The 26,832-nt window shown below is 44.9% G+C and carries 26 protein-coding genes, 2 tRNA genes and 1 pseudogene; 17 read left to right on the top strand and 12 right to left on the bottom strand.

Annotated features, from left to right (window positions below):
* Nucleotides 1-13: 13 nt before the first annotated feature.
* Together CHX35_RS13440 and CHX35_RS13445 are read right to left on the bottom strand one after the other, a co-directional pair.
* Nucleotides 14-427: pseudogene (locus CHX35_RS13440) on the bottom strand (NucA/NucB deoxyribonuclease domain-containing protein); the annotation flags it as partial.
* Nucleotides 414-641, bottom strand: a complete 228-nt coding sequence (locus tag CHX35_RS13445) for a helix-turn-helix transcriptional regulator (RefSeq protein WP_091838194.1) — start codon at nucleotides 639-641, stop codon at nucleotides 414-416. The gene CHX35_RS13445 and the pseudogene CHX35_RS13440, both read right to left, overlap by 14 nt.
* A 745-nt stretch (nucleotides 642-1,386) precedes the next feature.
* Here CHX35_RS13445 and CHX35_RS13450 point away from each other — a divergent pair.
* From CHX35_RS13450 to tsaD, 7 genes are all read left to right on the top strand, one after another.
* Nucleotides 1,387-1,463, top strand: a tRNA-Pro gene (locus tag CHX35_RS13450).
* Nucleotides 1,464-1,482: 19 nt separating this feature from the next.
* A tRNA-Gly gene (locus tag CHX35_RS13455) sits at nucleotides 1,483-1,556 on the top strand.
* 77 nt (nucleotides 1,557-1,633) lie between these two features.
* Nucleotides 1,634-2,626 carry a thiamine-phosphate kinase gene (thiL, locus tag CHX35_RS13460; RefSeq protein WP_091838195.1) on the top strand — a complete coding sequence of 331 codons (993 nt, stop codon included), beginning with the start codon at nucleotides 1,634-1,636 and terminating at the stop codon, nucleotides 2,624-2,626.
* A gap of 13 nt (nucleotides 2,627-2,639) precedes the next feature.
* A complete protein-coding gene (gene tsaE, locus CHX35_RS13465; RefSeq protein ID WP_091838197.1) occupies nucleotides 2,640-3,104 on the top strand; it encodes a tRNA (adenosine(37)-N6)-threonylcarbamoyltransferase complex ATPase subunit type 1 TsaE in 465 nt (154 codons plus the stop codon).
* On the top strand, nucleotides 3,101-3,832 hold the full coding sequence (gene tsaB / locus CHX35_RS13470; protein ID WP_091838198.1) for a tRNA (adenosine(37)-N6)-threonylcarbamoyltransferase complex dimerization subunit type 1 TsaB: 732 nt from the start codon (nucleotides 3,101-3,103) through the stop codon (nucleotides 3,830-3,832). Before tsaE ends, tsaB begins: the two co-directional genes overlap by 4 nt.
* Nucleotides 3,813-4,313, top strand: coding sequence for a ribosomal protein S18-alanine N-acetyltransferase (rimI, locus tag CHX35_RS13475; protein ID WP_091838200.1), 501 nt, complete (start codon nucleotides 3,813-3,815; stop codon nucleotides 4,311-4,313). Before tsaB ends, rimI begins: the two co-directional genes overlap by 20 nt.
* On the top strand, nucleotides 4,276-5,292 hold the full coding sequence (gene tsaD, locus CHX35_RS13480) for a tRNA (adenosine(37)-N6)-threonylcarbamoyltransferase complex transferase subunit TsaD (RefSeq protein ID WP_091838202.1): 1,017 nt from the start codon (nucleotides 4,276-4,278) through the stop codon (nucleotides 5,290-5,292). The genes rimI and tsaD overlap by 38 nt, the downstream gene beginning before the upstream one ends.
* A gap of 463 nt (nucleotides 5,293-5,755) precedes the next feature.
* On the opposite strand, the gene CHX35_RS13485 is transcribed toward tsaD, so the two are convergent.
* Complete coding sequence (locus tag CHX35_RS13485; protein WP_091838204.1) at nucleotides 5,756-5,947, bottom strand: hypothetical protein; 192 nt, start codon at nucleotides 5,945-5,947, stop codon at nucleotides 5,756-5,758.
* Nucleotides 5,948-6,141: 194 nt separating this feature from the next.
* On the opposite strand from CHX35_RS13485, the gene pxpB reads away from it, so the two are divergent.
* The 3 genes from pxpB to CHX35_RS13500 are packed head-to-tail and all read left to right on the top strand — an operon-like array spanning nucleotide 6,142 to nucleotide 8,690.
* The gene (pxpB, locus tag CHX35_RS13490) at nucleotides 6,142-6,960 is read left to right on the top strand and encodes a 5-oxoprolinase subunit PxpB (protein WP_245838823.1); all 819 of its coding nucleotides are present in this window, start codon (nucleotides 6,142-6,144) and stop codon (nucleotides 6,958-6,960) included.
* Nucleotides 6,961-6,975: 15 nt separating this feature from the next.
* The gene (locus CHX35_RS13495; RefSeq protein WP_091838205.1) at nucleotides 6,976-7,746 is read left to right on the top strand and encodes a LamB/YcsF family protein; all 771 of its coding nucleotides are present in this window, start codon (nucleotides 6,976-6,978) and stop codon (nucleotides 7,744-7,746) included.
* A complete protein-coding gene (locus CHX35_RS13500; RefSeq protein ID WP_091838207.1) occupies nucleotides 7,743-8,690 on the top strand; it encodes a 5-oxoprolinase subunit C family protein in 948 nt (315 codons plus the stop codon). The genes CHX35_RS13495 and CHX35_RS13500 overlap by 4 nt, the downstream gene beginning before the upstream one ends.
* A 64-nt stretch (nucleotides 8,691-8,754) precedes the next feature.
* Here the strand turns inward: CHX35_RS13500 and CHX35_RS13505 are convergent, their stop codons facing one another.
* Nucleotides 8,755-10,671 (bottom strand): ABC-F family ATP-binding cassette domain-containing protein, encoded by a 1,917-nt coding sequence (locus CHX35_RS13505; RefSeq protein WP_245838824.1) that lies wholly within the window; start codon nucleotides 10,669-10,671, stop codon nucleotides 8,755-8,757.
* A 117-nt stretch (nucleotides 10,672-10,788) separates the two neighbouring features.
* On the opposite strand from CHX35_RS13505, the gene CHX35_RS13510 reads away from it, so the two are divergent.
* Entirely contained in the window at nucleotides 10,789-11,379 is a 591-nt protein-coding gene (locus tag CHX35_RS13510; RefSeq protein ID WP_176392082.1) for a 5-formyltetrahydrofolate cyclo-ligase, read from the top strand.
* Nucleotides 11,380-11,450: 71 nt separating this feature from the next.
* On the opposite strand, the gene CHX35_RS13515 is transcribed toward CHX35_RS13510, so the two are convergent.
* From CHX35_RS13515 to CHX35_RS13530, 4 genes are all read right to left on the bottom strand, one after another.
* Complete coding sequence (locus tag CHX35_RS13515) at nucleotides 11,451-12,677, bottom strand: cytochrome P450 family protein (protein WP_245838825.1); 1,227 nt, start codon at nucleotides 12,675-12,677, stop codon at nucleotides 11,451-11,453.
* A gap of 201 nt (nucleotides 12,678-12,878) precedes the next feature.
* Nucleotides 12,879-13,655, bottom strand: a complete 777-nt coding sequence (locus tag CHX35_RS13520; RefSeq protein ID WP_091838210.1) for a YheC/YheD family protein — start codon at nucleotides 13,653-13,655, stop codon at nucleotides 12,879-12,881.
* A gap of 40 nt (nucleotides 13,656-13,695) precedes the next feature.
* Entirely contained in the window at nucleotides 13,696-14,709 is a 1,014-nt protein-coding gene (locus tag CHX35_RS13525; RefSeq protein WP_217895884.1) for a threonine/serine dehydratase family protein, read from the bottom strand.
* Between the two features lie 21 nt (nucleotides 14,710-14,730).
* Nucleotides 14,731-15,471: a YheC/YheD family protein gene (locus tag CHX35_RS13530; RefSeq protein WP_091838212.1), complete on the bottom strand. Its 741-nt coding sequence runs from the start codon at nucleotides 15,469-15,471 to the stop codon at nucleotides 14,731-14,733.
* A gap of 215 nt (nucleotides 15,472-15,686) precedes the next feature.
* Between CHX35_RS13530 and CHX35_RS13535 the strand changes: the two genes are divergently transcribed.
* The 6 genes from CHX35_RS13535 to CHX35_RS13560 all read left to right on the top strand — a co-directional run bounded on the left by CHX35_RS13535 (nucleotide 15,687) and on the right by CHX35_RS13560 (nucleotide 22,364).
* Nucleotides 15,687-16,679, top strand: coding sequence for a molybdopterin-binding protein (locus CHX35_RS13535; protein ID WP_091838213.1), 993 nt, complete (start codon nucleotides 15,687-15,689; stop codon nucleotides 16,677-16,679).
* Between the two features lie 116 nt (nucleotides 16,680-16,795).
* The gene (locus CHX35_RS13540) at nucleotides 16,796-17,476 is read left to right on the top strand and encodes a redox-sensing transcriptional repressor Rex (protein WP_091838215.1); all 681 of its coding nucleotides are present in this window, start codon (nucleotides 16,796-16,798) and stop codon (nucleotides 17,474-17,476) included.
* A gap of 26 nt (nucleotides 17,477-17,502) precedes the next feature.
* Nucleotides 17,503-18,303 carry a twin-arginine translocase subunit TatC gene (tatC, locus tag CHX35_RS13545; RefSeq protein ID WP_091838216.1) on the top strand — a complete coding sequence of 267 codons (801 nt, stop codon included), beginning with the start codon at nucleotides 17,503-17,505 and terminating at the stop codon, nucleotides 18,301-18,303.
* Nucleotides 18,304-18,533: 230 nt separating this feature from the next.
* Nucleotides 18,534-18,815 carry a co-chaperone GroES gene (groES, locus tag CHX35_RS13550; protein ID WP_091838218.1) on the top strand — a complete coding sequence of 94 codons (282 nt, stop codon included), beginning with the start codon at nucleotides 18,534-18,536 and terminating at the stop codon, nucleotides 18,813-18,815.
* 55 nt (nucleotides 18,816-18,870) lie between these two features.
* On the top strand, nucleotides 18,871-20,505 hold the full coding sequence (groL, locus tag CHX35_RS13555) for a chaperonin GroEL (RefSeq protein WP_091838220.1): 1,635 nt from the start codon (nucleotides 18,871-18,873) through the stop codon (nucleotides 20,503-20,505).
* Nucleotides 20,506-21,035: 530 nt separating this feature from the next.
* Nucleotides 21,036-22,364: a helix-turn-helix domain-containing protein gene (locus tag CHX35_RS13560; RefSeq protein WP_091838221.1), complete on the top strand. Its 1,329-nt coding sequence runs from the start codon at nucleotides 21,036-21,038 to the stop codon at nucleotides 22,362-22,364.
* 289 nt (nucleotides 22,365-22,653) lie between these two features.
* On the opposite strand, the gene CHX35_RS13565 is transcribed toward CHX35_RS13560, so the two are convergent.
* From CHX35_RS13565 to CHX35_RS13580, 4 genes are all read right to left on the bottom strand, one after another.
* Complete coding sequence (locus tag CHX35_RS13565) at nucleotides 22,654-22,935, bottom strand: hypothetical protein (protein ID WP_140413623.1); 282 nt, start codon at nucleotides 22,933-22,935, stop codon at nucleotides 22,654-22,656.
* 88 nt (nucleotides 22,936-23,023) lie between these two features.
* Entirely contained in the window at nucleotides 23,024-24,217 is a 1,194-nt protein-coding gene (locus CHX35_RS13570) for a hypothetical protein (RefSeq protein ID WP_091838224.1), read from the bottom strand.
* A gap of 73 nt (nucleotides 24,218-24,290) precedes the next feature.
* The gene (locus CHX35_RS13575; protein WP_091838226.1) at nucleotides 24,291-25,046 is read right to left on the bottom strand and encodes a hypothetical protein; all 756 of its coding nucleotides are present in this window, start codon (nucleotides 25,044-25,046) and stop codon (nucleotides 24,291-24,293) included.
* 281 nt (nucleotides 25,047-25,327) lie between these two features.
* Nucleotides 25,328-26,632 (bottom strand): APC family permease, encoded by a 1,305-nt coding sequence (locus CHX35_RS13580; protein WP_091838228.1) that lies wholly within the window; start codon nucleotides 26,630-26,632, stop codon nucleotides 25,328-25,330.
* Between the last annotated feature and the right edge of the window lie 200 nt (nucleotides 26,633-26,832).

Below are 26,832 nucleotides of genomic sequence, written 5' to 3' on the forward strand. Positions count from 1 at the left end.
GCCCTGATTCAGGTACCACAAACTTTACCTTTGTACCATCTGGGTAATCTTTTAAGGCATTGCCTACCCAGCTCCCCGCACCTCTGTTATCGCTCGAATGAACATAGACAATGTTTGCCCCTTCTCCTCCCTCTTCGCACATCGCTAGCGGCCATTCATCCCGATCATAACCCCGGCGTGTAGGGATGCCTTCTAGTGACTCCTTTCTATTTTCGTTTGCTCCGTCCCGATCTATGGTACAGATCGAAGATTCTCCTTTTTGAATTGCTATCCTCATATGCTCTGCTGTTTCAGGATAGCGGCTGGACGGAAACTTCGCTATATGGTCATAATTTTTAGATCCTTGATCAGATACCACCGGATAACATCCTGACAAAAAGAAAAGAGCAGCAACGATTGATAAAAATAGACCTTTATGCATCCGCATCAACCCGTTCATAGAGATCCTCCACTTTGCAGCCAAGAATGAGGGCGAATTGGAACAAAGTCGGTGTACGTGGATACGAATGTCCATTCACCCATGAAAGTACTTGCTGTTTTTTTACATCGAACATCTCCGCCATTTGTGTCTGTGATATCGGTGAGCCTGATTCCTTTCTCTTTAGTAATACCCTTTTAATACGAGGCATAAATTTACCCATGCTTTCTTTCCTCCTTGTTACTTATATCTGATTATATCAATCTCCTGAAGTTAAATTAAACAAGAAAAAGAAAAAATAATATTTATATGTAAAAAATAAAAGGTATAATAAGGAGTGTAAAGAAGGTAAGCAAATGATCTCAGAACAGTGGTCAATTCCATCACACTACAAAACGCACATATTAGGAGGTTTCTTGTGGGTAGAAAAATTAGATTTGTTCTTTATATATTGGTTTTACTTTTAGGAATCGATCTAATTATAGATGGAGAACCCGGAAGTATCTATTTAGGGATAGTAACTGTTATTATGATAGTTGTAACCTTCTATAACGATTGGAAAAAACGCGGGTAACAAAACCGTTTTTTTAACGATAGGAGGTCGAATGATGAAATGATCCATGGCTCAAGAGAAGGGCTTGTCCAAATAGGGCTCGATTGTCTAGCATTTAATGAACACATCATGCTATCTGTTATGCAATGATAGGGAGAATCACAATGTGGTTTTATCTATTTCAATCGATAATTATTCCAAGATTTTTTTGAGATTAGTTGTTGACTTTGTTTCTATATGGTTATATAATAGGTTTTGTCGCTAAGCGATAGTGACGGAAATAACGACACTTTAAGATAACAATCGCGGATGTGTAGCGATGATTTAGAGGATAATGCCAGATGGTTTTCCCTTGATAAGGAGCATGATTGCTGGCTCTGCGAGTTGGATCGCTGACCTCTTACCAATCTCCTACCGGGGTGTGGCTCAGCTTGGTAGAGCGCCTCGTTCGGGACGAGGAGGTCGCAGGTTCAAATCCTGTCACCCCGACCATACATTTCCCTTTTATTATGCGGGTGTAGTTCAGTGGTAGAACATCGGCCTTCCAAGCCGAATGCGAGGGTTCGATTCCCTTCACCCGCTCCAACAACGACCGTAGCCGGATGGCTACGGTTTTTCATTTGCTTTTTTGTGTAAGCTGGTTAGGGGAGGATGTGTAGCATGTGGAGGATGAATTTCAACTAATTGCAAAGCTATTACAACACCGGCCACCCATCAATGAAGAAGTAGAAGTCGATGTGGGGGATGATGCAGCGGTTTATCGACCGAGTAAGGAAATGTCCCAAGTGATTACCTGTGATACGATGGTAGAAGGGGTTCATTTTATCGAGCAGACGATGGATCCGGTGGATACGGGATGGAAAGGGATTGCATCCAATGTGAGTGATATTATTGCAATGGGTGGAATACCGAAACATGCGGTCATCTCTCTGGCAGTGCCACAGGATTGGACAGAAAAAAAGTTGATTCGCCTTTATCAGGGGTTAGGAGAAGCTACTCAGCATTATGGTGTGACCATTCTTGGAGGCGATACCGTCCGCTCGATGAAGGGGCTGATGGTGTCCATTACCTTGGTTGGAGAAGTGGAGCAGGGCACATCCCTTCGTCGATCCAGTGCACGTCCCGGGGATATCCTCTTTGTAACGGGTTTTATAGGGGCTTCGGCGGCAGGACTTCATATCTTGTTGCGTGAGGATGCGAAGGAGTGGAGAGCACGCTTTCCATCCCTCATACAAGCGCATCAACGCCCTTGTCCCCAGATAGAAGCAGGACGCTTGATCCACCGCCTTGGTGAGCGAGCGGCTGCGAACGATGTGAGTGATGGGTTAGGAAGAGAAGCAAGGGAGATTGCAGAGGCAAGTGGTGTTCGTCTGGTGATCGATCGAGACCAGGTCCCCCTTTCCAAAGATACGGTAACCTATGGTGCAGAATGTGGAGTGGATCCCTTTCAGTGGGCGTTCGATGGTGGAGAGGATTATCAACTACTCGCAACCTGCCCTGCTCAGGAATGGAAAGATTTTCAAGGCTGCGCCTTAGCGAAGGGGATGACCTTTACTCAGATTGGTTGGGTGGAGGATGGGGAAGCTGGTGTTGACTGTATCATTGAAGGACATCGCTCTCCATTAACCTATACAGGATATAATCATTTTGCTTAATAGGTGATGCGACATGATAGAAACCTGTCAATATAAAACATACGATGAAGAAGCGACAAGGAAGATTGCTAGCCGTGTCGCAGCGGCTTTACAACCGGGGGATGTAATTGCCTTGGAAGGCGATCTTGGGGCAGGAAAAACGACATTTTCCCAAGGAGTCGCAAAGGGATTAGGGATCGTCGATCCCATCGATAGCCCGACATTTACCTTAATTAAAGAATATGATCAAGGTAGACTCCCTTTTGTTCATATGGATGTGTATCGATTGGATGAGGGTGGGGAGGAGCTTGGGTGGGAGGAATACTTTTACGGTGAGTCCGTGACGCTGGTAGAATGGGCGGATCGGATTAAGGACTGGTTGCCTGAGCGATTCATTCACATTCAAATTGAACGCATCGAACAAGATGGACGATTAATTACCGTTACGACCCCCAAAGAGTGGGCAGATCGTATCTGTGGAGGAGTGGGAGAGGCATGAAATGGTTGGCTGTAGATACATCGACACTGGTACTTGGAGTGGCGATTCTAGATGAGGGACGCCTTCTGGGTGAAGTGACGACACATTTACATAAAAATCATTCCGTCCGCTTGATGCCAACCGTTGCTCGCCTCATGGAAGACCTTGATCTGACACCTCAGGAGCTGGAGGCAATCGCAGTTGCTGGTGGGCCCGGATCTTATACAGGCGTGCGTATTGGTTATACCTCAGCGAAAACGATGGCATGGAGTCTCGGGATTCCTTTGTATAGCGTGTCGAGCTTAGCAGTACTCGCCATGAACGGATTTCATTTTCCTGGAGAAATTATTCCTCTCTTTGATGCACGGAGGGACCGGGTCTATACCGGATTATATGGAATGGACAAGGGAGGCGTATCATTACAACTCCCTGAGCGCGTGATCAACATTGATTATTGGTTAGAAGAATTGAAGGGGCGAGGCCCCATACTTTTTCTTGGGGAGGATGCCATTCGTTTTAAAGAGCGTATACTTCATGTACTTGGCGATGATGCCCATTTTGGTTTACCTGTGGAGAATATTCCACGGGCATCGGCTCTAGGCATGTTGGCATACACGCGTTTTCAAGAAGGTGCCGCTCCCGAACCAGAAGACGGGGCTCCGAACTATCTGCAACTGGCTGAAGCAGAGGCGAAGTGGCTACAAAAACAAGGTAACGGAGGGGAAGAAAATGGGGCTTCCACCCATTGATATCCGCTCCATGAGTGTGGCGGATATTCCCGCTGTGTTGCAGGTTGAACGCGCTTCCTTTTCGGCTCCATGGAAGCGACAAGCCTTTTACAATGAATTGGTTCATAATCAGTTTGCTCACTATGTTGTAGTGGAACGGGAGAAGCGTATCATAGGGTATAGTGGAATGTGGCTCATTCTAGATGAAGCACACATCACCAATATTGCCATACTCCCGGAGCTTCGCGGGCAAGGAATTGGGAATTATTTGTTGGATTTTTTGATGGAAATGGCTTGTGAGGCAGGTGCGAGTAAAATGACATTGGAAGTCCGTGTGTCCAATGATCATGCGCAACGTTTGTATCGTAAAAAAGGCTTTGCTGCAACTGGTGTACGCCCTGGTTATTATACCGATAACCAAGAAGATGCACTGATTATGTGGGCCGAGTTGGGTGGGGGATCGGATGAGCAAAACAATGAAATCTCTGGTGCTGGGTATTGAAACCAGCTGTGATGAAACCGCAGCGGCTGTGGTAGAAGATGGGTATCTTTTAAAATCAAATGTAATCTCTTCACAGATGGAGATCCATCGTCGCTTTGGTGGCGTTGTTCCTGAGGTGGCTTCGCGCCGGCATGTGGAGCGAGTCACATCCATTATCGAACAAGCTCTCGATGAAGCAAAGGTGACCAAGGAGGATCTTTCTGCAGTTGCAGTCACCCAGGGACCTGGTCTAGTCGGGGCACTTCTGATTGGTGTTTCTGCTGCAAAAGCCTTTTCCTTTGCTACAGGAGTGCCCCTAATCGGTGTTCATCATATTGCGGGTCATATCTATGCGTCCCATTTAGTGGAACCTTTGCGTTTTCCCTTAGTTTCCCTCGTGGCTTCGGGAGGGCATACCGAGCTAATTTATATGCCTGAGCACAACCGATTTGAGCGATTGGGTCGGACAAGGGATGATGCAGCGGGAGAAGCCTTTGATAAAGTAGCACGAGTCATGGATCTTCCATATCCAGGAGGTCCCCATATTGATCAGTTGGCAAAGGAAGGGTCCCCTCACCTTAATCTTCCTCGTTCATGGTTAGAGCCGAACTCCCTGGACTTTAGTTTTAGTGGCTTAAAATCGGCAGTGATTAACCTTTTGCACAATTCCGAGCAACGAGGCGTGAAGATTGAGAAGGCGGATTTAGCTGCTAGTTTTCAAGCCTCGGTTGTCGAAGTTTTGGTAGAGAAGGCCGTACGTGCCACTCGGATGAAGGGAGTGTCTGAGTTGGTACTCGCAGGCGGGGTATCTGCAAACTCTGCGCTGCGGGAAGCGTTGGCTGCCCGGTGTCAAGAAGAAGGGATTACCTTGCGAGTTCCTCCGCTAAACTTGTGCACAGATAATGCAGCCATGATCGCTGCTGCCGGAAGCTATCGTTTTCGGGATGGTCAATTTGCAGGATTGGATATGAATGCGATCGCAAACCTACCTTTAGCTTAACAATCGTGATGGGAAGACAGTGGATCGGTTTTAGCGGGGATTGGGGAAAGATGCGGAGATATCCGTGTCTTTTTTATATATATTCACCGGTTTTTTCTTCATAGAAAGTAGGATTGTGGATAGTTCACCCCTAGTACTTGTGGATTATGTGGATAAGTATTGTGGATAACCGGTTAGCAAGGGAAGATGTTGTGGATGACGATGGGGATGTTTTGTGGACAAATGTGTAGAAAAACGATGGGTGCTGGATCAGTGGTTTTACAAGGTTTTATCCATTCGGGGGGATTGCAAAAGGGGAGGGAGAATGGTATTGCGATTTGGATTAGAATGAATCCTATAGTTCATAAGAACTACATTGAATAGATCCTATGGAGGTTCTAGGGTCGGTGATACAGGCTGAGATATAAAGAAAGGGCTGTCCCTAATCGCTGATGTGCCATTAGGAACAGCCTTTTCTTTCATATTAAGAGTCTTTTTCGGCGGTGACAGGTTCAAACCGACCGGTGAATTCTTGTTCAAACTCTTGCTTATGTCGGCGTTCTATTTTCTCCGTTAATACCATCGAAGCAAATGTTACAAGAACGATGGCGATGAAAAAGATCGCGAGAAACCAAGTCCACCCTTGAGGAGTGATCAAATTAAGGATCCAATCCACCTATATAAACCTCCTTCGAGTTAACCCTCTGTGTGCTCCGTTCTCTCTGTATTGGTGGAGCATCATTAATAACAACTACAACTTTAGTCGTAATGTTTCACATTAGGCAAGTTATTTTTGCGAAAAGGGAAAAAGTGGTGGAAATCATGAAGCAAGGATGAAGAGGCGAGGCGATAATATATAAGGAGAAGGAATTGAAAGTAATTGAAGTGAAAGCTTTTCATTGCAACTTCATCGGGAATAAAATGGGTATCCGTTGCTTGGGCCATACCAAGGGAGGGAAATGGATTACAAAGGAGGGAAGATTGATGGAGATGCAGGCGCTTGGAGATACCGGGGTCCGTATCCACTTTGGTGAAGAAATTGATGAGAAAATACATAAACAAATTCAACGTTATTGCGGTGCATTACAGGAAAAGAGGTTAAAGGGAGTCATTGAATGGGTTCCTTCTTATACGGCAGTCAGTGTCTATTATCGGCCGGATCAGATCTCCTTTTCACAATTGAAGAAAAAATTGCTTTCCATCCAGGAAGAAGCTACATCCCTTCCTGAAGGCGAGTCAAGAAGTGTGGACATCCCTGTGGTCTATGGGGGAGAGTATGGACCAGACCTTGACGCTGTCGCCCGTCATGCTAGATTAACTCCCGATGAAGTCATTGCGATTCATAGCCAGGGGTCTTATCTTGTATATATGATGGGGTTTGTACCCGGCTTTCCCTATTTAGGAGGCATGGACCCTACGATTGCGACCCCCCGTTTAAAGAAGCCTCGATCCGTCATCCCTGTCGGTTCTGTAGGAATCGCTGGAGGGCAGACGGGGATCTATCCGTTGGAGACACCAGGAGGATGGCGACTCATTGGTCGCACCCCAATCCGTTTATATGATCCCCATCGTAAGCAACCGATGTTCTTACAGACAGGGGATCAGATTACGTTTACTCCGATCACCGTGCAGGAGTATGACGAGATGACTACCAGTGAAGAACGAGGATCGGGTGGTGTACACAAATAAGGGGGTGGGATGTAAATGAGTCGTTATCGGATTGATTTAAATTGTGATATGGGGGAGAGCTTTGGTGCCTATGAGATCGGACAGGATCGGGCAGTGTTATCCCACATTACTTCAGCAAATATTGCTTGTGGATACCATGCAGGTGACCCGAATGTGATGCGTAGGACTGTGAGGGCTGCTTTGGAGAAGGGAGTTGGCTTAGGTGCGCATCCTGGATTGCCGGATCTTATTGGTTTTGGGCGGAGGGATATGGCGATCACACCAGAGGATGCCTATACCATGACCTTGTATCAAGTGGGAGCGCTAGCAGCAATTGCTAAAGCAGAAGGGGGCCGTCTGCAACATGTAAAACCTCACGGTGCATTGTTTAATATGGCAGCGAAGGATGCAGCACTGGCTCGTGGGATCGCGCAAGCCGTGGCTTCATTGGATGAGTCCTTCGTCTTATTTGGTCTGGCAGGTAGTGAGTTAGTAAAAGCGGGAAGAGAGGTCGGGCTTTCGGTGGCAGAGGAAGTATTTGCCGATCGCACCTATCAAGTTGATGGGAGCTTAACGCCTCGATCTCATCCCCATGCGGTTATCAAAGACCCGACCGAGGCGGCACAACGTGTCATACAGATGGTAACAGAAAAGCAAACGATCACCGTGGATGGTGCGAAGATCCCTGTGAATGCGGATACTGTCTGTATACATGGAGATCATCCTGATGCCCTGACGTTTATTGAGCACCTCTTGAATGCATTTCGAACCGAGGGAATTTCGGTTAAAGGGGTTTGCCAACCATGAGCCGCTATCTTCATATCGAAAAAGGAGGACTTCTTACAACCATTCAGGATCGGGGTCGTACCGGTTACCAGCAGTTTGGTATGGTGGTTGCGGGGGCAATGGATGCTTTTTCGCATCAGGTGGCGAACTGTCTAGTGGGAAATCTTCGTGACGAAGCAAGCATGGAGATCACGATGGTGGGCCCGGTACTTCGTTTTGAAGAGGATACATGGATCGCTTTAGCGGGAGGGGACCTTTCACCTCAGGTAGATGGAAAGCCCATCCCGATGTGGTCAAGCTGTTTCATTAGGGGGGGAGAACGCCTCTCCTTTGGAAAGGCGCGTCAAGGCATTCGTACCTATCTCGCAGTTGCTGGAGGATTTGAGGTCGAGTCAGTGATGGGAAGTCGATCCACGTACATAAAGGCGGGGATTGGTGGCTGGCAGGGGCGAGCATTGGAACAAGGGGATCAGATTCCTTTGGGGAGCGCGAAAGTGATGAGATCCTTTCGACGGTGGTTAGCAGTGGGGGAACGACCCCATTATAAAAAATCGATCCGACTGCGTGTGGTCCTTGGTCCACAAGCATCCATGTTTGTAAAGGGCGCACTGGAAACCCTCTTCACTACTTCTTTTGAAATTACCCCCCATGCCGATCGGATGGGTTATCGATTAAAAGGATCGCCTCTGTCTTATCAAGAGAGAGCAGACATTCTCTCTGACGCGACTGCACCGGGTTCGATTCAAGTTACCCAAGAGGGTCAGCCCATTATTTTAATGGCTGATCGGCAAACGACAGGGGGCTACGGAAAGATTGCAACGGTGATTTCAACGGATCTTTCCATCTTAGCCCAAGCCTCTCCCGGTCACAAAGTCACCTTTGCACCCATTGATGTGGAGGAAGCGCATCGGCTATATAGGGAGCAAGAGCATTTCCTGCGTCGTTTGGAGGTTGCGGGCCGTTAAAAAATAGGGATTGTTTTCCTTTAGAACAAAAGGAAAACAATCCCCATATACAACGTAATACTGGTTAGTCGCAGATTTCTGCCCAACGTTCGGTTTTCTTTTCTAGCGACGTTTGAAGTTCGGTCAAGCGTTGTTGTCGCTTAACACTTTCTTCAGGTGAACCGTATATTTCCGGGAGGCAGAGCTCTTTTTCAATTGTAGCAATTTCATTTTCAATTTCTGCGATTTCTTCTTCTAAACGACTCACTTCCTCAAGTCGTTGCCGTTCGGCGCGCTCTTGTTGTCTTTGTAATCGATTCGCTTCTGCATAGGAGGCGGCAGATGAAGGGGAGGTGGATGATTCTTTCATTTGTTGTTCTTCACCCCGCTTCATTTCAAGCCAAGCTTCATAACCCTCTGGGAACACCCGAATACGATTATCTTGCACTTCCCAGATACCTGTAGCTAATCGATTGATAAAGTAACGGTCATGGGAGACAAATAGCAACGTACCAGTAAAGCCCTCGAGCGCTTCTTCCAGTCGTTCTTTGCTATCCATATCAAGGTGGTTGGTCGGTTCATCCATCAGGAGAAAGTTGGCGCGATTAAGCAGACGTTTAACTAAGGAAAGGCGTGCTTTTTCTCCCCCGCTCAGAGCACCAATCGGTTTAAAGACGTCTTCGCCACTAAAGAGGAATTGCCCCAAAAAGGAACGAGCCTCCGTTTGATTTAATGTAGGGTGTGCATTCCATATCTCGTCCAGGACGGTGGTTCCCCCGTGAAACTCCTCGAGTTCCTGTTCGTAATAATCCGGCTGAACCCCTGTGCCATAGGTAATTGTACCGGATAGGGGTTGTAACCGATTGGCGATGGTTTTCAAAAAGGTCGTTTTTCCAGTCCCATTGGGGCCAAGTAAGGCAATGCGTTGCCCCCGCAAAAGGGAAAGGGACTCTGTTGAAATCAAAGGCGAATCTGAATGATAGCCGACCTTAAGATCTGCAGCGTTGAGTACGTGACGCCCACTTGTAACTTCGGGTGTAAAACGAATGTGCGCTTGATTCCGCTCGGATGGTGGCCGGTTGATCCGTTCCATTTTATCGAGGGCCGTTCGGCGGCTTTGGGCGCGTTTCGTCGTGGAGGCACGTACAATATTTTTCTGCACGAACTCCTCCATCCGGCGAATTTCCCCTTGTTGCTGTTCATATTCCTTGGCCCATTGTGCCAATCGGGCTTCTTTTGTACGAATGTAATCCGAGTAGGTTCCAGGATAGCGTGTTGCCTGATGCCCATCAATCTCATAAATAATCGTGACCAGACGATCAAGAAACCAACGATCATGGGAGACGATCAGTAAGGCCCCCGGATGATGATCTAAGGTTTGTTCTAGCCAGGTGAGCGCATCCATATCAAGATAGTTGGTTGGCTCATCCAAAATGATAAGATCAGGGGTGGAGAGGAGAAGCTTTGCAAGGGCCAGTCGTGTTTTCTGTCCGCCACTTAAGGCATGGACCGGGGTCCGTTCCCAATCGAGGGATCCAAGTCCTAGGCCGTTAAGGGCACTTTTTCCTCGTGCTTCATAACCATAGCCACCTGCCCGATCAAAGCGTTCTTGTAATTGGTTGTATTGTTCGGATACTTGTTCATAGCGCTTACTATCGGACCAGACCGCCTCTTGGCCCATCTCTTTTTCTAATGTACGTAAACGGGCTTCCATTTCACGAAGGTCCGTAAAGGATTCCAATAATTCTTCCCAAATCGAGTGCTTGGTGTTCAGATCGGTTTCTTGGGCCAAGTACCCGATGGAAGCCCCCTTGCGAATGGATACGACACCAGTATCAGCGGATAATTTGTCGATTAAGATCTTAAGAAGCGTCGATTTTCCTGCGCCGTTTGGCCCAATGAGGCCAATATGTTCCCCATCTTCCACACGAAGATCGATTCCTTCTAAAATCGATGTACCACCGAAGGATTTATAAATATCTCTTGCTTGTAAAATGGTCATTCCAATCACCTCGTCTTTGCAAGCCATTTCCATTGTAGCTGATACGAGGGGGGAAGGAAAAGGGACTCCCTTTTCATGATGAGAGATTGTTTGAAACTGAAAGGAGGTGAGGCGTATATGCCGTCACCAAAGAAACGATTACGTAGTCAGTTACTCGCGACAAGAGAAGCACTTGATCCTATTCAGATAGCGGAAGAATCCCGACAAGTATGCCAGCGGATTATGGAATTGCCGCAATGGCAGGATGCCAACTATGTTTTAACCTATATGCCTCATCGCAGGGAGATGGATCTACGGCCATTGATGGAAAAGGCCTGGGTAATGGGAAAAAAAGTAGTGTTGCCACGAGCGCTGCCAGCAAAGCGATCCTTGTCATTTTATGAGGTGAATCATTTTCGTGATATAACAATCGGTGTGTATGGAATCCAGGAGCCGCTGGCAAAGGAAGAAGCTCGAATCGATCCAAAGGTGCTCGATTTGGCCCTCGTACCCGGTGTGGCTTTTGATCATCACGGTTATCGGTTAGGGTATGGAGGGGGTTATTATGATCGCTTCTTCGCTGGGGAGGGTAGCTCAATTGTAAGATATGGAGTGGCGTATTCTTTTCAGTGGGTGAATTCAGTGTATCCAGAAGGGCATGACATCCCGATGGATGGGGTTGTGAAACCAGATGGACTCATTCTCTCTCAACGAGATATCCCCAAATAAAAATCACCCCTTAAGGTTGCCGATGCGATAGCCAAGGGCAATCTTAAAGGGTGATAAAGGATGGTCGGTCGTTAGAAATGGACAGGCAGATGGGTTAACCCACGCATCAAGAAATCTTGTTGCCAAGGAAGGGATTCTTCCTTGAAGTCAAGTTGGAGGTTGGGAAGGCGATCAAAGAGGCGGGGGAGGGCGATTTGTCCTTCGAGTCGAGCAAGTGGAGCCCCCAAGCAATAATGAATTCCCATTCCAAAGGCTAGGTGCGGATTGGGATGGCGCGTGATGTCAAATTGATCGGGGTTGGTAAAACGGCGCTTATCTCGATTCGCAGAACCGATGCAGATGAGCACCAAATCCCCTGGAGAGATGGTTTGTCCCTCAAAGGAAAATGCTTCGCCTCCCCAACGGTTTGTAGCCATTTCCACAGGGCTATAGTATCGCAGAATTTCTTCAACGGTACTGTTGATTAATGAGGGAGATTTTTTTAATAGCGTGAGTTGATCAGGGTGTTGAAGTAAGGCATAAATGCCGTTACCAATAAGGTTAACAGTGGTTTCATGCCCGGCGATGACTAATAGCATAATCATGGAATAGAGCTCTTCTTCACTTAGACGATCGCCATTATCTTCGGCTTCAATTAAAGCGCTTACAAGATCCTCCTGTGGGTGATTTCGCCGTTCAACAAAGAGGTCGGTTAGATAGTTTCGTAGCGCGATGAGTTGAGGACGTACCTCCTTTTGCACCTCGGGACGATTAACAACAGAAAGCATGGCCTTTGACCACTCGCGAAATAAATCGCGATCCTTTTGCGGAATGCCTAACATGTCGCTAATGACGATGATGGGAATGGGAAAGGCATACTGTGTAATCAAATCGGCTGTGTGATTAGAAGAACGTGTCACCTCATCTAACAATTGATCACAAATCGTTTCAACCGTGGTTTGCAGGCGGGCGATCATTCGTGGAGTGAAGGCTTTGTGGACAAGGGTTCGTAGACGCGAATGCTCAGGAGGGTCGGTGGTGAGAAGATGGTGGCTGAAATAATCGAGTTCTTCGGGAAGATGATTTGCATCATGTTCCGGTGCGACAGTCTGAGGACTCATTAAAAATTTTTGGTCTTTTAATGCAATTTGTACGGCATCATATTGGACAATGAACCAAGCGGGTTCATCCCATGGTGTTTGAATCGGATGAATGGCTCCCTGATCGCGTAGCCCCTGGTAGATCGTCAACGCATGTTCTTTGAAGTCTGGGGCGAAAAAGTCGATTGACAACGGTTCGATTGTTTTCGATTGAAGCAATGTACTCACTCCTTCCGCAGATAGGTCGATACACTTTACACTTTATACCATACGTAAGAGATTTCCTGCTCTGCAACAAAATTTCAGAAAAATTATATGTTTTGCCATGAAGGAGGGGTAGAGGAAACAGCAAAAAACACAAACCCAAGTGCGTAGCTTAACTAAAGGTTTGTGTTTTTCATTTGAAATGGCAAGCGGGGATTAAGCCAGGGACCGCTTTGCCCTACGCATTAGATTCTTTCTGCGATTCGCTTCAATTTGCCGAATGGGTCCTTTATCGGGAAGCGCACGAAAGACATGGACACCTGGGTAAATGTTAATTTCATAAATCCAGGGTTTTCCCGATGGATCGAGGCCAAAATCAATGCCAAAGGAACGCCAACCGGGGTAGCCTTTTCGCATTAAAGTCGCTGTACGAATGGAAATAGCACGGAGGGTAGCGAGCACCTGTTGTTTCTGTGCTGGCCCAAATCCAAGGTGGCGTCCAAGGAGTTCATCCATCATGGTAGGGGTGGCACCCCGATGGCGGTTCGTCACAATTTGATTGGCTTGTGCGACTTTGCCAACCATTCCTCCTACCACCCATTCTCCCTCCACATGCTGCATATGGACACGGATATCGAAGGGCATCCCTTGACGGGTGATACAGTGAATGCCTTGTTGAATCACATGAGTGCAACCCGCGATTTGGCGTTGGAGGTAGTTTCCTGCTTTCGTGAGGTTTTGTAATGTAACTTCGGTTCCTCCTTGTTTACGCACACGGAAGGTGCCATTCTTATTCCGGTCCACTCGGATGATGTTGCGTCCTTGGCCGCCTCCCTGGGGTTTGATATAAACGATTGGATAACGGCGAAGAAAGGCAAGTAAACTAGGTCCACGTGCAATTTGTGTAGCAGGGAAATGGTTGGCAGTGAGGGGGTGCTGTCGGAGAAGTTGGGCCTGTTTCCATTTATTCTGAGGGTAAGGCTGTCTACTCATAAAAAATCTACCTTTCTTTCAAAATCAATTTGATAGTTTACTATATGCGTTTTTCAGAGGTTCTGTGAGGAGAAATAGGGGTCCTATCGGAGTTCCAAAGTGTCTCAATAAATTGGGTTTGAATGTTCCCTCCACTTAATAGAACTCCGATTCGTTTTCCAGGTACTTTGCCTTGTAATAGTGCGGCAAGAGTAGCGGCTCCAGAAGGTTCTAGAAGGATATTAAGGTGTCTAGCTGCGTAGCGGATCGCAGCGAGAATATCCTCGTCCGAAACAAGTAAAATGCCTTTGAGGTATTGCAGATTGACAGGGAAGGAATGAACCCCTGGGATGTCGGAGCGAAGACCGTCGGCGATCGTTTTGGGTGGAGGAATTCGAGTGCGCTCTTTCCGTTCGAGTGAAAGTAAGGTATCGCCTGCCCCCTCGGGTTCAACGCCATAGATGCGAACCGAAGGTTTGTGTCCTTGTATTGCAAGGCATGCGCCTGCTGCAAGTCCGCCGCTACTCACTGGGACAACAATCGAATCAAGATCCGGTACGTCTTCTAGTAATTCCAAGACCGCAGTGCCAGCTCCCGCAATAATGGCGGGATGGTCATTGGCAAAAAGGTAACTTCCTCGTTCAGCGGCGGCTTGTTGTGCAAAAAATGTGCGATCTTCTTTATGTCGGTCATAAAATAGGATTTCCGCACCGTATTTTCTGGTTGCTTCAAGTTTTACGCGAGAAGTATCCCGCGGCACACAGATAGTTGCATGGGTATTGTTGAGGTGGGCAGCGAGGGCAATGGCTTGTGCTAGGTTACCAGAGGAAAAAGTGAGCACTCCCTTGGAACGCTCCCTGGGGGAGAGTTGACTCAAGAGGTGATAGGCACCACGAAATTTAAAGGAACCGGTATGTTGCAGGTGTTCGCATTTAAGGTAGGCACTTTGCTCGGTTCGACTATCTAAGGAAGAGGATGTGAAAACCGGAGTGCGATGGATTGCACCCCTTAACGTACTCCACGCATCGAGTACATCCATGTAGGATAAGTTGTGTAGGAGAGGTTCGCATGCCATGAAAAAAGCCCCCTTACAAAGTTATTGCGCTTTTTTCCTTAGAGATAGCAGTTTTCGAAATAAGTCCTTATCTGCAAATTGAAAGAGGCGGATCGCAGGCAGTGCGTAATTCACTTCAAAAATCCAAACCCGATGGGAACGATCGATTCCCATATCGACAGCCATTTCACTTTTGCGAGGCACTGTTTTGGAGACAATTCTTACTGCTTTGAGAGCGGCATCTTCTAATTTTGCAGTGACGTTGTTTTGCTGACCGGGACCATATCCGAGATGGTTCATCATAAAGCGAGGGAGAGTAAGCGCTGTACCTCCTTGGTGGAGACCCGCTACGATTCCATTTGGCTCTGCAACACGGGCAGCCATTCCACCGACCTTCCACTGACGGTTGATACGAAAGAGATGCACACGGATATCAAAATGGTTTCCTTGTCGATCTTCACTATCAATTCCTTGCTGGATAATGTATCGTTGCCCATTAATTTGTCGTTGTAGGGTGGTGTATAGTTCAGAAGATGTTAAAACAGAATTTCTTCGGTACAATCCACGGATGATATATCCGTTAGCACCCCGAGTCACTCGGATGACGCCACGGGATTGACATCCAGCAGATGGTTTTAAATACAACATGGGGTGTTTTTTAATCATTTGTTGTAAGTTTTGCCGAGTAAAAAGAACCGTGGTCGGCATCACTGATTGGGTAGCAGGATGGGGGCCTAGTAATCTTGCAATTCTAACTTTATTGCGATCATAAGATGAAGCCATGCATGAATCACCACTTTTACTGGTTTAATAGAGGGTTTATACAACTCTATTCGCTTTTAATAGAAAGGGTGTGGGTAAAGGGATTGTCGAGAAAGAAATAGGTGAAGGGCTTTTCTAACAAACCTGTAAACTCATTTTGTGAAGGAGTACACATTCACTAGGGTTGTTGTTACAATGAAGGTAGTGAGTCAAAGGCGTGGAAGGGGAGAATAAGGATGAAAAGTTCACTGAAAGAAGTCCCACTCTCCCAAGCTATCGGGCTTGTCCTTGCACACGACCTTACTCAGGTGATCCCTGGGAAAGTGAAAGGTCCGCTATTTCGTAAAGGACATATTGTGCGCGAAGAAGATATGGAAGCCCTCTTATCCATTGGAAAAGAGCATATTTATGTGATCGAGTGGGTGGAGGGTGAACTGCATGAAGATATTGCCGCGATGCGTATTGCCACCGCGGTGCAAGGCTCTTTCCTATCGCTTTCGGAACCAAAAGAAGGGAAAGTATCTCTCCTTGCTGAACAAGATGGTCTTCTGCTAGTCGATGCCCCTCGCGTTCACGCAATTAATCAAATAGAGCAAGTGGTTTTATCTACATTGAAAACGAAGGTTCCTGTTCAACGTGGGGAGGTTATTGCTGCTTCCCGGGTAATTCCGCTGATTTACCCTGAGTCAGGGATTGAGAAGGTAGAGCAAATTGCAAAACAGGGAGATCCTGTTTTGCAAATACTCCCCTATCGTTCGGCGAAAGTTGGTATTGTCACTACGGGCAATGAGATTGCCAAAGGAAGAATTACCGATCGATTTGGGCCGATTTTACATGAAAAAGTTCACCGTTATGGTGCCGACATTCTGGGTCAAACCTTTGCAGGTGATGATCGTGGTCAGATCCAACAACAGATCGAAAGTTTTATTGAGCAAGGTGCGGATATGGTTTTGGTAACCGGGGGGATGTCAGTGGATCCAGATGATCGCACCCCAGGTGCGATTATGGAGATGGGGGCGGAAGTAGTGAGTTATGGAACGCCCATGCTTCCAGGATCGATGTTGATGATTGCTTACATGGGCCATATCCCAATCTTAGGCTTACCAGGTTGTGTAATTCATGATAAGAAGACCTCATTTGATGTGTTTCTCCCGCGTTTGTTAGCTGGAGAGAGAATTTCACGGGAAGAAGTGACCATCCTAGGATATGGTGGCCTTCATTCATGCTGATTTGGCAAGGGAAGACGGTGTGTGATTGATGATAAAACAAAACACGTTAGATGGGTATCAGAGGGTTTATTTAATAAATTCCAGCCGGGATCAATCCCGTGGGTTGGAGGCTAAGCATGTCTGAACAAAAAATCCCACAGGTAACCGCAAAGCGGCTACCCCTTTACTATCGCTACCTTGAAAAACTCCATGCAATTGGAAAGAAGCGTGTCTCTTCTGCTCAACTAGCGGATGCTTTACAAATCGATCCGGCTACCATTCGTCGGGATTTTTCTTACTTGGGTGAGTTGGGTAAGAAGGGCTATGGCTATAATGTAAACTATCTTTTGCAGTTTTTACGGGACTTCTTACGGCAAGACGAAGTAAGCAATGTGGTTCTCGTAGGTGTAGGCCATCTTGGAACCGCACTGCTCGGTTATAATTTTTATCGGAGCAATAGTACAAAGATTGTTGCTGGTTTTGATGCTGATCCGGGGAAAGTCGGGCGAGAAGTGGATGGAATTCCTGTCTATTCCATGGAGCGGTTTAGCGAAGTTCGTGATCTTCACCATGTGGAAGTGGCAATTCTTACTGTACCGGCGAACGTGGCCCAATCGACTGCCGATGAAATTGTACGGGCAGGGATACGGGGGATTCTAAATTTTACCCCCGCTCGTCTCACGATTCCTCGTCATGTTCGACTTCACAATATTGACCTTACGATTGAATTACAAACACTCATCTATTTCCTGAAAAACTTTCCTGTCGATGAGGGCGTTCCTGAATTAGATCTTCCAGAACCGATTGATGAGAACTGACAACAGGCACTAGGGAGGAACAGAGCATGTCCGACAAGTACCAAAATTGGACGACGCACTTAGGAGAGCTACGCATACGTATCATGGTCGTTCTGGCGATCTTTGTTGTCACTCTGGGGATTGGCTTTTACTATGCTCAGCCAATTATCGACTGGGTAATTCATGATATCCTCAGTGGAACCTTAAAACGGCGGGTGGAACTCCATGTATTCTCTCCAGGGGAATCCCTCTCGATTTATATGCAATTTGCCTTTTTACTTGCGGTGATTTTTACTCTGCCTGTCGGACTTTATCAACTGTGGCGCTTTGTTTCCCCAGGTTTAACGGTGAAGGAACAAAGGGCAACCTTGCGGTATATCCCGTTAGCAGTCCTTCTCTTTACAGGTGGGCTTGTCTTTGCCTACTATTTGATCATTCCATTTATCCTTCACTTTATGACTATCTTGACTTCGCGTTTAGGTGCGCAGGAGACTTATGGAATGTATGAATTTTTTCGTTTTATCTTTCGGATACTCTTCCCTGTCGCCCTGTTATTTGAACTTCCTGTGATTATATTGTTCTTGACTCGGCTCCGGATCTTAAACCCTGATTTGTTACGGCGAGGACGGCGCTATGCATGGCTTGCGATGGTAATTTTATCCTCTTTGATTACGCCGCCTGATTTTATTTCGAACATCTTAGTTTCGATTCCCTTGATCCTCTTATATGAGGCGAGCATCTTCCTAGCGGTTCGCGTGGCAAAACAGATGGCAATCGAGGATGCAGCGCAGGAAAGAGAATGGCGTGAAGAAGATCAGCAGGAGTGGGGAAGCTCCTTTGATGGTTAAGCCTGAAGTGATTTGGTTAATCCCCAGTAGAGCCATGGAAGGAACTACTGGGGATACTTGTTATAGGCGTTTGGCCCCTAAATAGGAAGGTTTCTGGAAGAAAAAAGGGAAAATTTTTGTGCGGGTCTTGCAAAAAGGGAGCAGTCAGGATATCATTATTACTGTTGTTAGCACTCAGTGATGCCGAGTGCTAACAGAAGAAACTCCACCTTATGAAGGAGGTACCTTTCGTGATTAAACCGTTAGGAGATCGCGTCGTATTGCAAGCGATTGAAAAAGAGGAAAAGACCGCCAGCGGGATTGTTTTGCCGGAATCCGCTAAAGAAAAGCCACAAGAAGGCAAAGTGATTGCTGTTGGGACTGGACGTTATGAAAACGGACAAAAGGTAGCACTCGAATTGAAAGAGGGCGACCGTGTTATCTTCTCAAAATATGCGGGCACTGAAGTAAAGGTTGGCGAAGACGAACTGCTCATTTTGCGTGAAAGCGACATTTTGGCAATCGTTAACTGACACTTGCTTTACAACCGATTACCCTATAAACATTACATAGGAGGGAATGCAAACGATGGCTAAAGAAATTAAGTTTAGCGAAGAATCCCGTCGTGCCATGCTCAATGGTGTGGATGCGTTGGCTAACGCGGTAAAGGTAACCCTTGGCCCAAAAGGCCGTAACGTCGTACTCGAGAAAAAGTTTGGTTCTCCTTTGATCACCAACGATGGCGTGACCATCGCGAAGGAAATCGAGCTGGAAGATAAATTCGAAAACATGGGTGCTCAACTCGTGAAAGAAGTGGCTACCAAAACCAACGATGTAGCAGGTGATGGTACCACGACGGCAACGGTTCTTGCACAAGCCATGATCCGTGAAGGTTTGAAAAACGTCGCTGCTGGTGCGAACCCGATGGTTGTACGTAAAGGGATCGAGAAAGCAGTGAAAAAAGCTGTAGAAGAGATTCAATCCATCTCCAAGCCGATCGAAGGGAAAGACTCCATTGCTCAAGTAGCAGCCATCTCTGCTAACGATGAAGAAGTGGGTCAATTGATCGCTGAAGCCATGGAAAAAGTGGGCAACGATGGTGTTATCACTGTCGAAGAATCCAAAGGGTTTGTTACCGAATTGGAAGTTGTAGAAGGGATGCAGTTCGATCGCGGCTACATTTCTCCTTACATGGTAACGGACAATGACAAGATGGAAGCGATTCTTGAGGATCCGTACATCTTGATCACAGACAAGAAAATCTCCAACGTACAAGAAGTACTTCCGATGTTGGAAAAAGTAGTTCAACAAGGTAAGCCGTTGTTGATCATCGCGGAAGACCTCGAAGGGGAAGCATTGGCGACCCTCGTTGTGAATAAATTGCGTGGTACCTTCAATGCTGTAGCGGTTAAAGCTCCTGGCTTTGGTGACCGTCGTAAGGCCATGCTACAAGATATCGCGATCCTAACAGGCGGTCAAGTGATCACCGAAGAACTCGGAATGGATCTAAAAACGGCTGACTTTGGTACCCTGGGTCGCGCTCGTCAGATCCGTGTTTCCAAAGAAGATACCATCGTGGTGGATGGTGCAGGGGATCGTGCAGAGATTGACGGTCGCGTAAAGCAAATCCGTCAGCAATTGGACGACACCACTTCTGAATTTGATAAAGAAAAACTGCAAGAGCGTTTGGCGAAGCTCTCCGGTGGTGTCGCTGTGATCAAAGTTGGGGCAGCGACTGAAACCGAACTCAAAGAGCGCAAACTACGCATCGAAGATGCCCTCAACTCCACTCGTGCAGCTGTGGAAGAAGGGATCGTATCCGGTGGTGGTACGGCTCTCGTGAACGCTCTGCGTGCAGTTGAGCAGCTGGAAGCTTCCGGCGATGAGATGACAGGGATTAAAATCATCCGTCGTGCGCTTGAAGAACCTCTTCGTCAAATCGCATTCAACGCGGGTCTCGAAGGCTCTGTCATCGTTGAACGCATCAAAAACGTAGAAGTGGGTATTGGCTTCAACGCAGCAACCGGTGAGTGGGTTGATATGATCAAAGAAGGGATCGTAGACCCTGCGAAAGTGACCCGTTCTGCATTGCAAAACGCAGCTTCCGTAGCAGCGATGGTATTGACCACCGAAGCGGTAGTTGCTGACCAACCCGAAGAAAATGAAGGCGGCATGGGCGCACCTGACATGGGCGGCATGGGCGGTATGGGCGGCATGATGTAAGAGCTTCCCTAATAGCCTTTCAATACAAGTGTTATCAATCTGGATAACGCTTGTAGGGTAACAAAAAGGTAACATTAGGTGGCGAAAATTTAGAGGCTTTCCATGAGTAGAGAGAACTTATGGGAGGCCTCTTTTCGCATTGACTTTGTCATGTGAAGGTATACGTGTTTTGTTGTTGCGGAAGGCTAACCCCCGCCTCTGGTAGCGGGCTTGACCCCTAACCGTTTCTGAACTGACAGGGCGCGCCCCAGCGTCCGTCTACAATCACAACGACCACGACGGTGTGCCCCCCTTTATGTTTAAAATGTTGGGGAATTTCGATAAGGGGTGGCGAATTGTATCCGATCTTAGGGGATAGGCATGCAGGGGCTATTTTTTGCAAAAAACATATATGGAAATTCATTTTGATGAAGAATAAAAATTATCTTTGAAATAATCGTAAATTTTAAGTTGCTCCAAACACTCCCATTCCGGTCAATTCTAGTGTAGAATTAGGTGTAATACTCAAAAAATAGAAAAGGAGTGTCATAATGGAGCCGACAAAATTAAAAGATGTTGGTGAAGCTATAAGAAAAGTAAGGAAATCTAAAGGTCTTCGACTGGAAGACTTGGCAGATGAAAGAATATCACCGGCCACGATCAGCAATATCGAGCGTGGTCTCGCCCATGTTAATATATCGAAGATATATTATATCGTAGAGAAATTAGGTTTAAGCTTTAGCGAAGTACCAAATCTTATTATCGAACAAGAAGAGGAAAATAATGAACTTAAATTTACTTTGGAATCTATTGAAACCCTCATTGAATTGGAAGGTGAACCTACCACAATCTTTTCTATGTTGGATAACATACAAATAGAAGACAACCACCTTTATGCGCCCGTTTTACAGTACATCAAAGGAAAAGCCTATCTTTATACAAAAAACTGGATAAAAGCAGAAAGATGTTATGGTCTTGCTATTAGTCTGAGCAATCAAAATGATAGCAAAGAAAACATTGAAGCAATTTCATTTCTTGATTTAAGCTTTTGTTGTTACTATCAAAATGACATTGAAAAAGCCTTGGAGTTTGTTAATAGTGGTCTAGCAGCATTTAGAGACGAAGAAGAACGACAATATGTTAAATTTACATTAATCAGAAATAAGATTGTATTCTTGGAACGGTTGGGAAGGTTGGCGGAAGGTCTCAAAGTAATACAAGACATTTGGGACGATATCTTAAAACACCGGAATACAGATACAGTCCTAACTTTTTACATAATCCGGGCTGAGCTTCTAAGGAAAACAGAACTGATTGACGATGCCATTCGCTTTGCAAAAGAAGGCTTACAATTGGCTCGGCTGAATAAACACTATTTATCTATTTTTGAATTATTGACTATACTCGGAAATCTATATACGACTATAGAGGAATGGAGTAAGGCAGAACTTTGCTTTAATAATAGTCTTGCGTCTCGCCACTTATTACCCCGTAAGGAGTCACTTACAGATAACTATATCGGTCTTGGTATCCTAAAAATCCAACAGGATAAACAACATGAAGCGAAGGAACTATTTAAAAAAGCAATTGAAAACGCTGAAAAGCATGATGATGCACCCAAGCTTACCTATGCATTACGGGTCATGGGGGATTTCTGGAAGAGCAACGGTGAAAAACTTGAAGCAATCTCTTATTATAAAAGCGCTCTGGAACTAGCCAAACGGTTTAATTATAAGCGGGCAGAAAGCCAGTTATACATTCGCCTTACTCAGTGCCATCAAGACACCGATCAGAAGGAATTTGAAAAGTGCCTACTGAATATATATCAAGCACAGTTAGAATTAAAAAATGGAGAGGATGATATTTTTGAAAAAGAGTAGACTCATCGCATTTTCTATAGTGGCTATTTTATCTATATTATATTTACACGATACAGAAAAAACTATTGATAATATCAGTTATTCATCATTCGACGTTGGACGCCCAGGTAGCGGTTAATTAGAAATGAAGACGAATAACACAAAAACTGCCGCTAGTTAGGAATTAAGGGCAGTTTTTTGTATTATTATTTACTATAATAACATTATAATCAAATTGAACTAGTTAAAAGCATCCATATTTATAATATGGATGCTTTTCTATCATTTATTTCAAAATTAACGTCACCCGTCAGTCTAAGCCGAGTTCCTCCCATTCCTTTTGCCCCTGTTCATAATCTTGCTTAAGCTCCGTATACATCTGCTTCAACACTTGTTCTTTTGTCCTGTGTTGCATTTTTGCAACTCGCTCCGCTTCCTTCACCACTTGGTCGCCACTAAACCCAGGTTGCATTTTGACAATCTCATCGACGTATGGCTCTGATGGCTCTGGCGACGCAGATACCACATTTAATGCTACAACTGACACCACGGCTACCACGGCTACGGCTAAAACATAACTAATCTTTTTCATTTCCATCTCTCCTTTAAAGTGTATTGTAATTTTCTCCCATAAGTCTTTATTCATTTGTTTCAACTTTTTTATATATACAACTCCTGGACTAATCCAAAATCATAAAATCATTTGAAAAAATACTTTTACCGAAGAAGTTCATCGAGAAAATTTTCTTCATACCTTTGATCTCTTGTTGTTTGACTAATTCACCTGTTTTTAGATCGTACTGGTTAATGCTATATTTATGAGTCTTCTCATTGTATTTGTAAACATAATAATATTTACCATGAAAGGCGGCTCTGTCACCTGATTGATATCCTTGGAGTGAAAGCTTCTTTTTACTTTTTTCTGTTTTCGTATTAAAGGTATAGACGTCACCTAACATATTAACATAATACAATTCATCCCCCAACATATGGGTTGACTTTTTAATATCTAATGGCCTTATATAGTTCACATCAGCCATTCCTTTGTATTTGGCAAGGGTGAATCGATCCTGATGATGTGTCTTTTTATTAATTCGGATGACAAGCGTTTTTCCATTATGGTCGTCTTTTTGCAAATTCATAATGACATACACATACTTTTCATCCGCTTGGATCGTGATAGGGGAGGGGTTATCTTTGAACTTCAGGTTAGTTATTAACTTCACCTTTACCCCTTTTTTGTTGATATGTACTTCTCTTAGCTCAACTTTGCGGCCGTCTTCTTCATTTTTATCATTGTCCGTTATGATATAAATATGGTCATCAATTTGACCAGATGTTACTATAAAATGGGGAATCGTCCCTACTGTATGAAATCCCTTTTCGTTGCCATATCGGACATCGGAATAGTACTCATCTTCACTTTTTCCTTGACCTGTATTATAGATACTGAAGAACATATTATCCTTTTTTAAATAACCAGAGAGTTCTCCGAAACTCTGAGCTTCTTCATCTGGAAATCGAAATTCCTTATAATGATCCCCGATAATTCGTACTTTGTCCTCTTCTTCTAAAAATACTCGATGACCATCTTTAGCCATCATCCCATTGTCCAGTCCGTTCATTCTAACCCCTGTGGCCTGTCCGTTTTTGTCAACAAAGACTGCATAACTGGCTCCCATTCCATCGATGTTTTCATAATCGGGTGAAGAAAAATAAATTACGGCTTTTTTGTCATTCAAGAAATCGGGTTTTTTTAATTCATCTGCGTCTAAAAATACATTCTCCACGAATACGTTATTCACGAAAATATAAAAGAATCCTATTGCTAATACGATGATGATAGATAGTATAATTACAATCTTTTTTTTCATGATAGACATCCTCTCCAAGTGGGAAGTGAATGAATGGGAAAAGCAGGTAAGAAATCTACCTGCTTACATTCATTTACTTGTATGCTATTGTTTTAATTTTATAAACCTTCTTATAATCGCGTATATCCCGTGGATAAACGCCAGCTCCCTTATCTTTATCTAAATCAATTTTCGCTTTTAATTTATACGCTGACCAGATCAATTTTGAACAATTCTTTTTCCCGTAGTGACTAGTGAGACGGTTTGTGGAAAAGTTGTTAGAATATTTATCCTTAGAGACTCGGCTATCTGCCCATTTGAGTGCACTATACCTTTTTGATTTACTTACTTTTACTCTCTGCTCAATGGCGCCTTTACGGACTGTTCTATTATAAATATATTTTCTATGAACGCCATCCAATTTAGGATGCTTTTTATCAGGTGTAGATTCTACAAATACATTACTTTTTAAATACATTCCGACATGGCCATGATTAACGCCACCTGTTTTTGAATCGGTATAATAAATATCTCCCTTTTTTCCCGCTCTAATTTTGTAATCACCATCGCTATTACCTAGTCCACCAATAGCTTTTTCCTCTTTTTTACCCTGATCGTAATCTTTTTTTAGTTCTGTGTACATTTGCTTTAACACTTGCTCTTTTGTCCTGTGTTGCATTTTTGCAACTCGCTCCGCTTCCTTCACCACTTGGTCGCCACTAAACCCAGGTTGCATTTTAACAATCTGGCCCACATATGGCTCATTAGGAGATGCAGATGCCAAATCCCCAAACGAAAATACCGAAGCCCCTACCATTACAGCGATTGCTAATGCACCAACCTTTTTCATTCCCATCTCTCCCTTGAAATGTAATAAGAACGAGATAAAGTATATCTTTTTTTGTGATAATACAATATATTTATGAAAATAATAAATTTTAATAATTTCAAAAAACAAAAACCCCACACCGAGGGGCATGGAGTGGTTTCGAAATTGTAATTTTATTAAATATTATGCTTTATAAAAAGCGTTCCCCCCATTCCTAACGGCCATGAGGGGAACGCTTTTTATAAGTGAGAGGTTTCTCATGAGTTCAGTGAACTTTTGGGAAGCCTCTTTCTATGTATTTTCTAAAAGTTGTCTGTCATATTACTTTTAATCTGGCGCATTTTCCTTAAATAACGCCATTCGATGACAAAGGAGAAGGCAACCATGATAATCAGTACCCATATTTGATTCGGATGGTTGACCGCAGTGTGCCAGAGGAGAATGCCGAGTGCCAGTAAACAAAACACCAATCCTGTCATGGAAATCCATTGAACCGAATCGGTTTCCTTGTTCAAACGAACATTGGCTCCATTGACCGCAGCAAATATGATCAGAAATCCGGCGCTTCCCATCGTTGAGATACTGGATAAATCAAAAAAGTTAGCAGCCATTATGGTAAATACACTCGTGATGAGAAGACCTTCGATGGGGCGGTGCCAAATATTCTTCTCTAACATCCTAGGGAGCTCTCCCTCTTTCGCAATAATATAGCTGACGCGTGATGCGCCATATAAGGTCGCATTAATTGCAGAAGCGGTGGATAATAAGGCGGCTACTGCGATGAGAATAAAACCCGCATCCCCTAAAAATGGTTTGGCCGCCATCGCTAACGCGTAATCTTCTGCATGGAGTATTTCTGATAATGAAAGGTTACCCACCGTTACAATGGCAATCAGGATATAAAGGATAATCACAAAGCCTACTGCTGTATAATAGGCGCGCGGTAACGTTTTTTGAGCATTTTTGACGTCTTTGGCTGTATTGGCAATCAGTTCAAATCCCTCATAGGCAAGAAAAATGATCATGCCGCCTGCGATCAATTGAATCGGATTCGCCCATTGGTCGACATGCAAGTTGGATCCGTGTATGAACCAGATACCGATGAACACAAAAAAGAGCAAGATAGCAATTTTAAAAAATACAATCCACTCTTCGGCTTTTCCCACTGCTTTCACGCTTAAGGCATTTACGATGGTTAATAAGATAATGATCCCGGTGATAAGGACATGCTTCCATAGTTCCTGATGGTCACCTGAGAAAAAAACGGACCCATAGCTGCCAAAGGCACTGGCGTAAAGGGACAGCATGATGATGTAACTCACCCAAAGCAAGATGTTTAAGCCCCCGCTAAAAATTCCCTTTCCATAGGATTGGATTAAAAATTCAACGGTTCCGCCTTCGGATGGGTAGCGAACGGAAAGTTTGGCGTATGAGTAGGAGGTTATCAAGGCAACGATCCCTGCCAGTAGAAAAGCAACGGGTGTTCCTCCTTTGGCATATTCAACAGAAAGACCCAATACGGCAAAAATCCCGCCGCCAACCATCCCACCAATTCCGATGGATACGACAGATAAGAACCCCAATTGTTCTCGATCCGATGTGTTCAATTTTCCCCCTCCAGATGAATGTGATGTCGGTTCACCTAATCAATACTTTTTATTATATATGATTTTCGGTATATTAGGATGGTTATTTTTTGAATGAATAAGATGATATGAAGCTGTTAAATTTAAAATTAAGTTATTTTTATTATAATTATTTAATATAACAAGCGATAGATTTTAGTTTTATCATTGAATCACAGGTG

This window comes from Marininema halotolerans (assembly GCF_900116235.1).
Lineage (GTDB): Bacteria > Bacillota > Bacilli > Thermoactinomycetales > DSM-45169 > Marininema > Marininema halotolerans.

Coding starts and splice junctions, on each gene's coding strand:
- CHX35_RS13525 (WP_217895884.1), bottom strand. CDS start 14,709: ATGGCATGCGAACCTCTCCTACACAACTTATCCTACATGGATGTACTC.
- tsaE (WP_091838197.1), top strand. CDS start 2,640: ATGATAGAAACCTGTCAATATAAAACATACGATGAAGAAGCGACAAGG.
- CHX35_RS13575 (WP_091838226.1), bottom strand. CDS start 25,046: ATGAAAAAGGTTGGTGCATTAGCAATCGCTGTAATGGTAGGGGCTTCG.
- CHX35_RS13510 (WP_176392082.1), top strand. CDS start 10,789: ATGCCGTCACCAAAGAAACGATTACGTAGTCAGTTACTCGCGACAAGA.
- CHX35_RS13530 (WP_091838212.1), bottom strand. CDS start 15,471: ATGGCTTCATCTTATGATCGCAATAAAGTTAGAATTGCAAGATTACTA.
- CHX35_RS13445 (WP_091838194.1), bottom strand. CDS start 641: ATGGGTAAATTTATGCCTCGTATTAAAAGGGTATTACTAAAGAGAAAG.
- CHX35_RS13570 (WP_091838224.1), bottom strand. CDS start 24,217: ATGAAAAAAAAGATTGTAATTATACTATCTATCATCATCGTATTAGCA.
- CHX35_RS13500 (WP_091838207.1), top strand. CDS start 7,743: ATGAGCCGCTATCTTCATATCGAAAAAGGAGGACTTCTTACAACCATT.
- tatC (WP_091838216.1), top strand. CDS start 17,503: ATGTCCGACAAGTACCAAAATTGGACGACGCACTTAGGAGAGCTACGC.
- tsaD (WP_091838202.1), top strand. CDS start 4,276: ATGAGCAAAACAATGAAATCTCTGGTGCTGGGTATTGAAACCAGCTGT.
- CHX35_RS13495 (WP_091838205.1), top strand. CDS start 6,976: ATGAGTCGTTATCGGATTGATTTAAATTGTGATATGGGGGAGAGCTTT.
- CHX35_RS13520 (WP_091838210.1), bottom strand. CDS start 13,655: ATGAGTAGACAGCCTTACCCTCAGAATAAATGGAAACAGGCCCAACTT.
- CHX35_RS13535 (WP_091838213.1), top strand. CDS start 15,687: ATGAAAAGTTCACTGAAAGAAGTCCCACTCTCCCAAGCTATCGGGCTT.
- CHX35_RS13560 (WP_091838221.1), top strand. CDS start 21,036: ATGGAGCCGACAAAATTAAAAGATGTTGGTGAAGCTATAAGAAAAGTA.
- tsaB (WP_091838198.1), top strand. CDS start 3,101: ATGAAATGGTTGGCTGTAGATACATCGACACTGGTACTTGGAGTGGCG.
- CHX35_RS13505 (WP_245838824.1), bottom strand. CDS start 10,671: ATGACCATTTTACAAGCAAGAGATATTTATAAATCCTTCGGTGGTACA.
- CHX35_RS13565 (WP_140413623.1), bottom strand. CDS start 22,935: ATGAAAAAGATTAGTTATGTTTTAGCCGTAGCCGTGGTAGCCGTGGTG.
- groL (WP_091838220.1), top strand. CDS start 18,871: ATGGCTAAAGAAATTAAGTTTAGCGAAGAATCCCGTCGTGCCATGCTC.
- rimI (WP_091838200.1), top strand. CDS start 3,813: ATGGGGCTTCCACCCATTGATATCCGCTCCATGAGTGTGGCGGATATT.
- CHX35_RS13540 (WP_091838215.1), top strand. CDS start 16,796: ATGTCTGAACAAAAAATCCCACAGGTAACCGCAAAGCGGCTACCCCTT.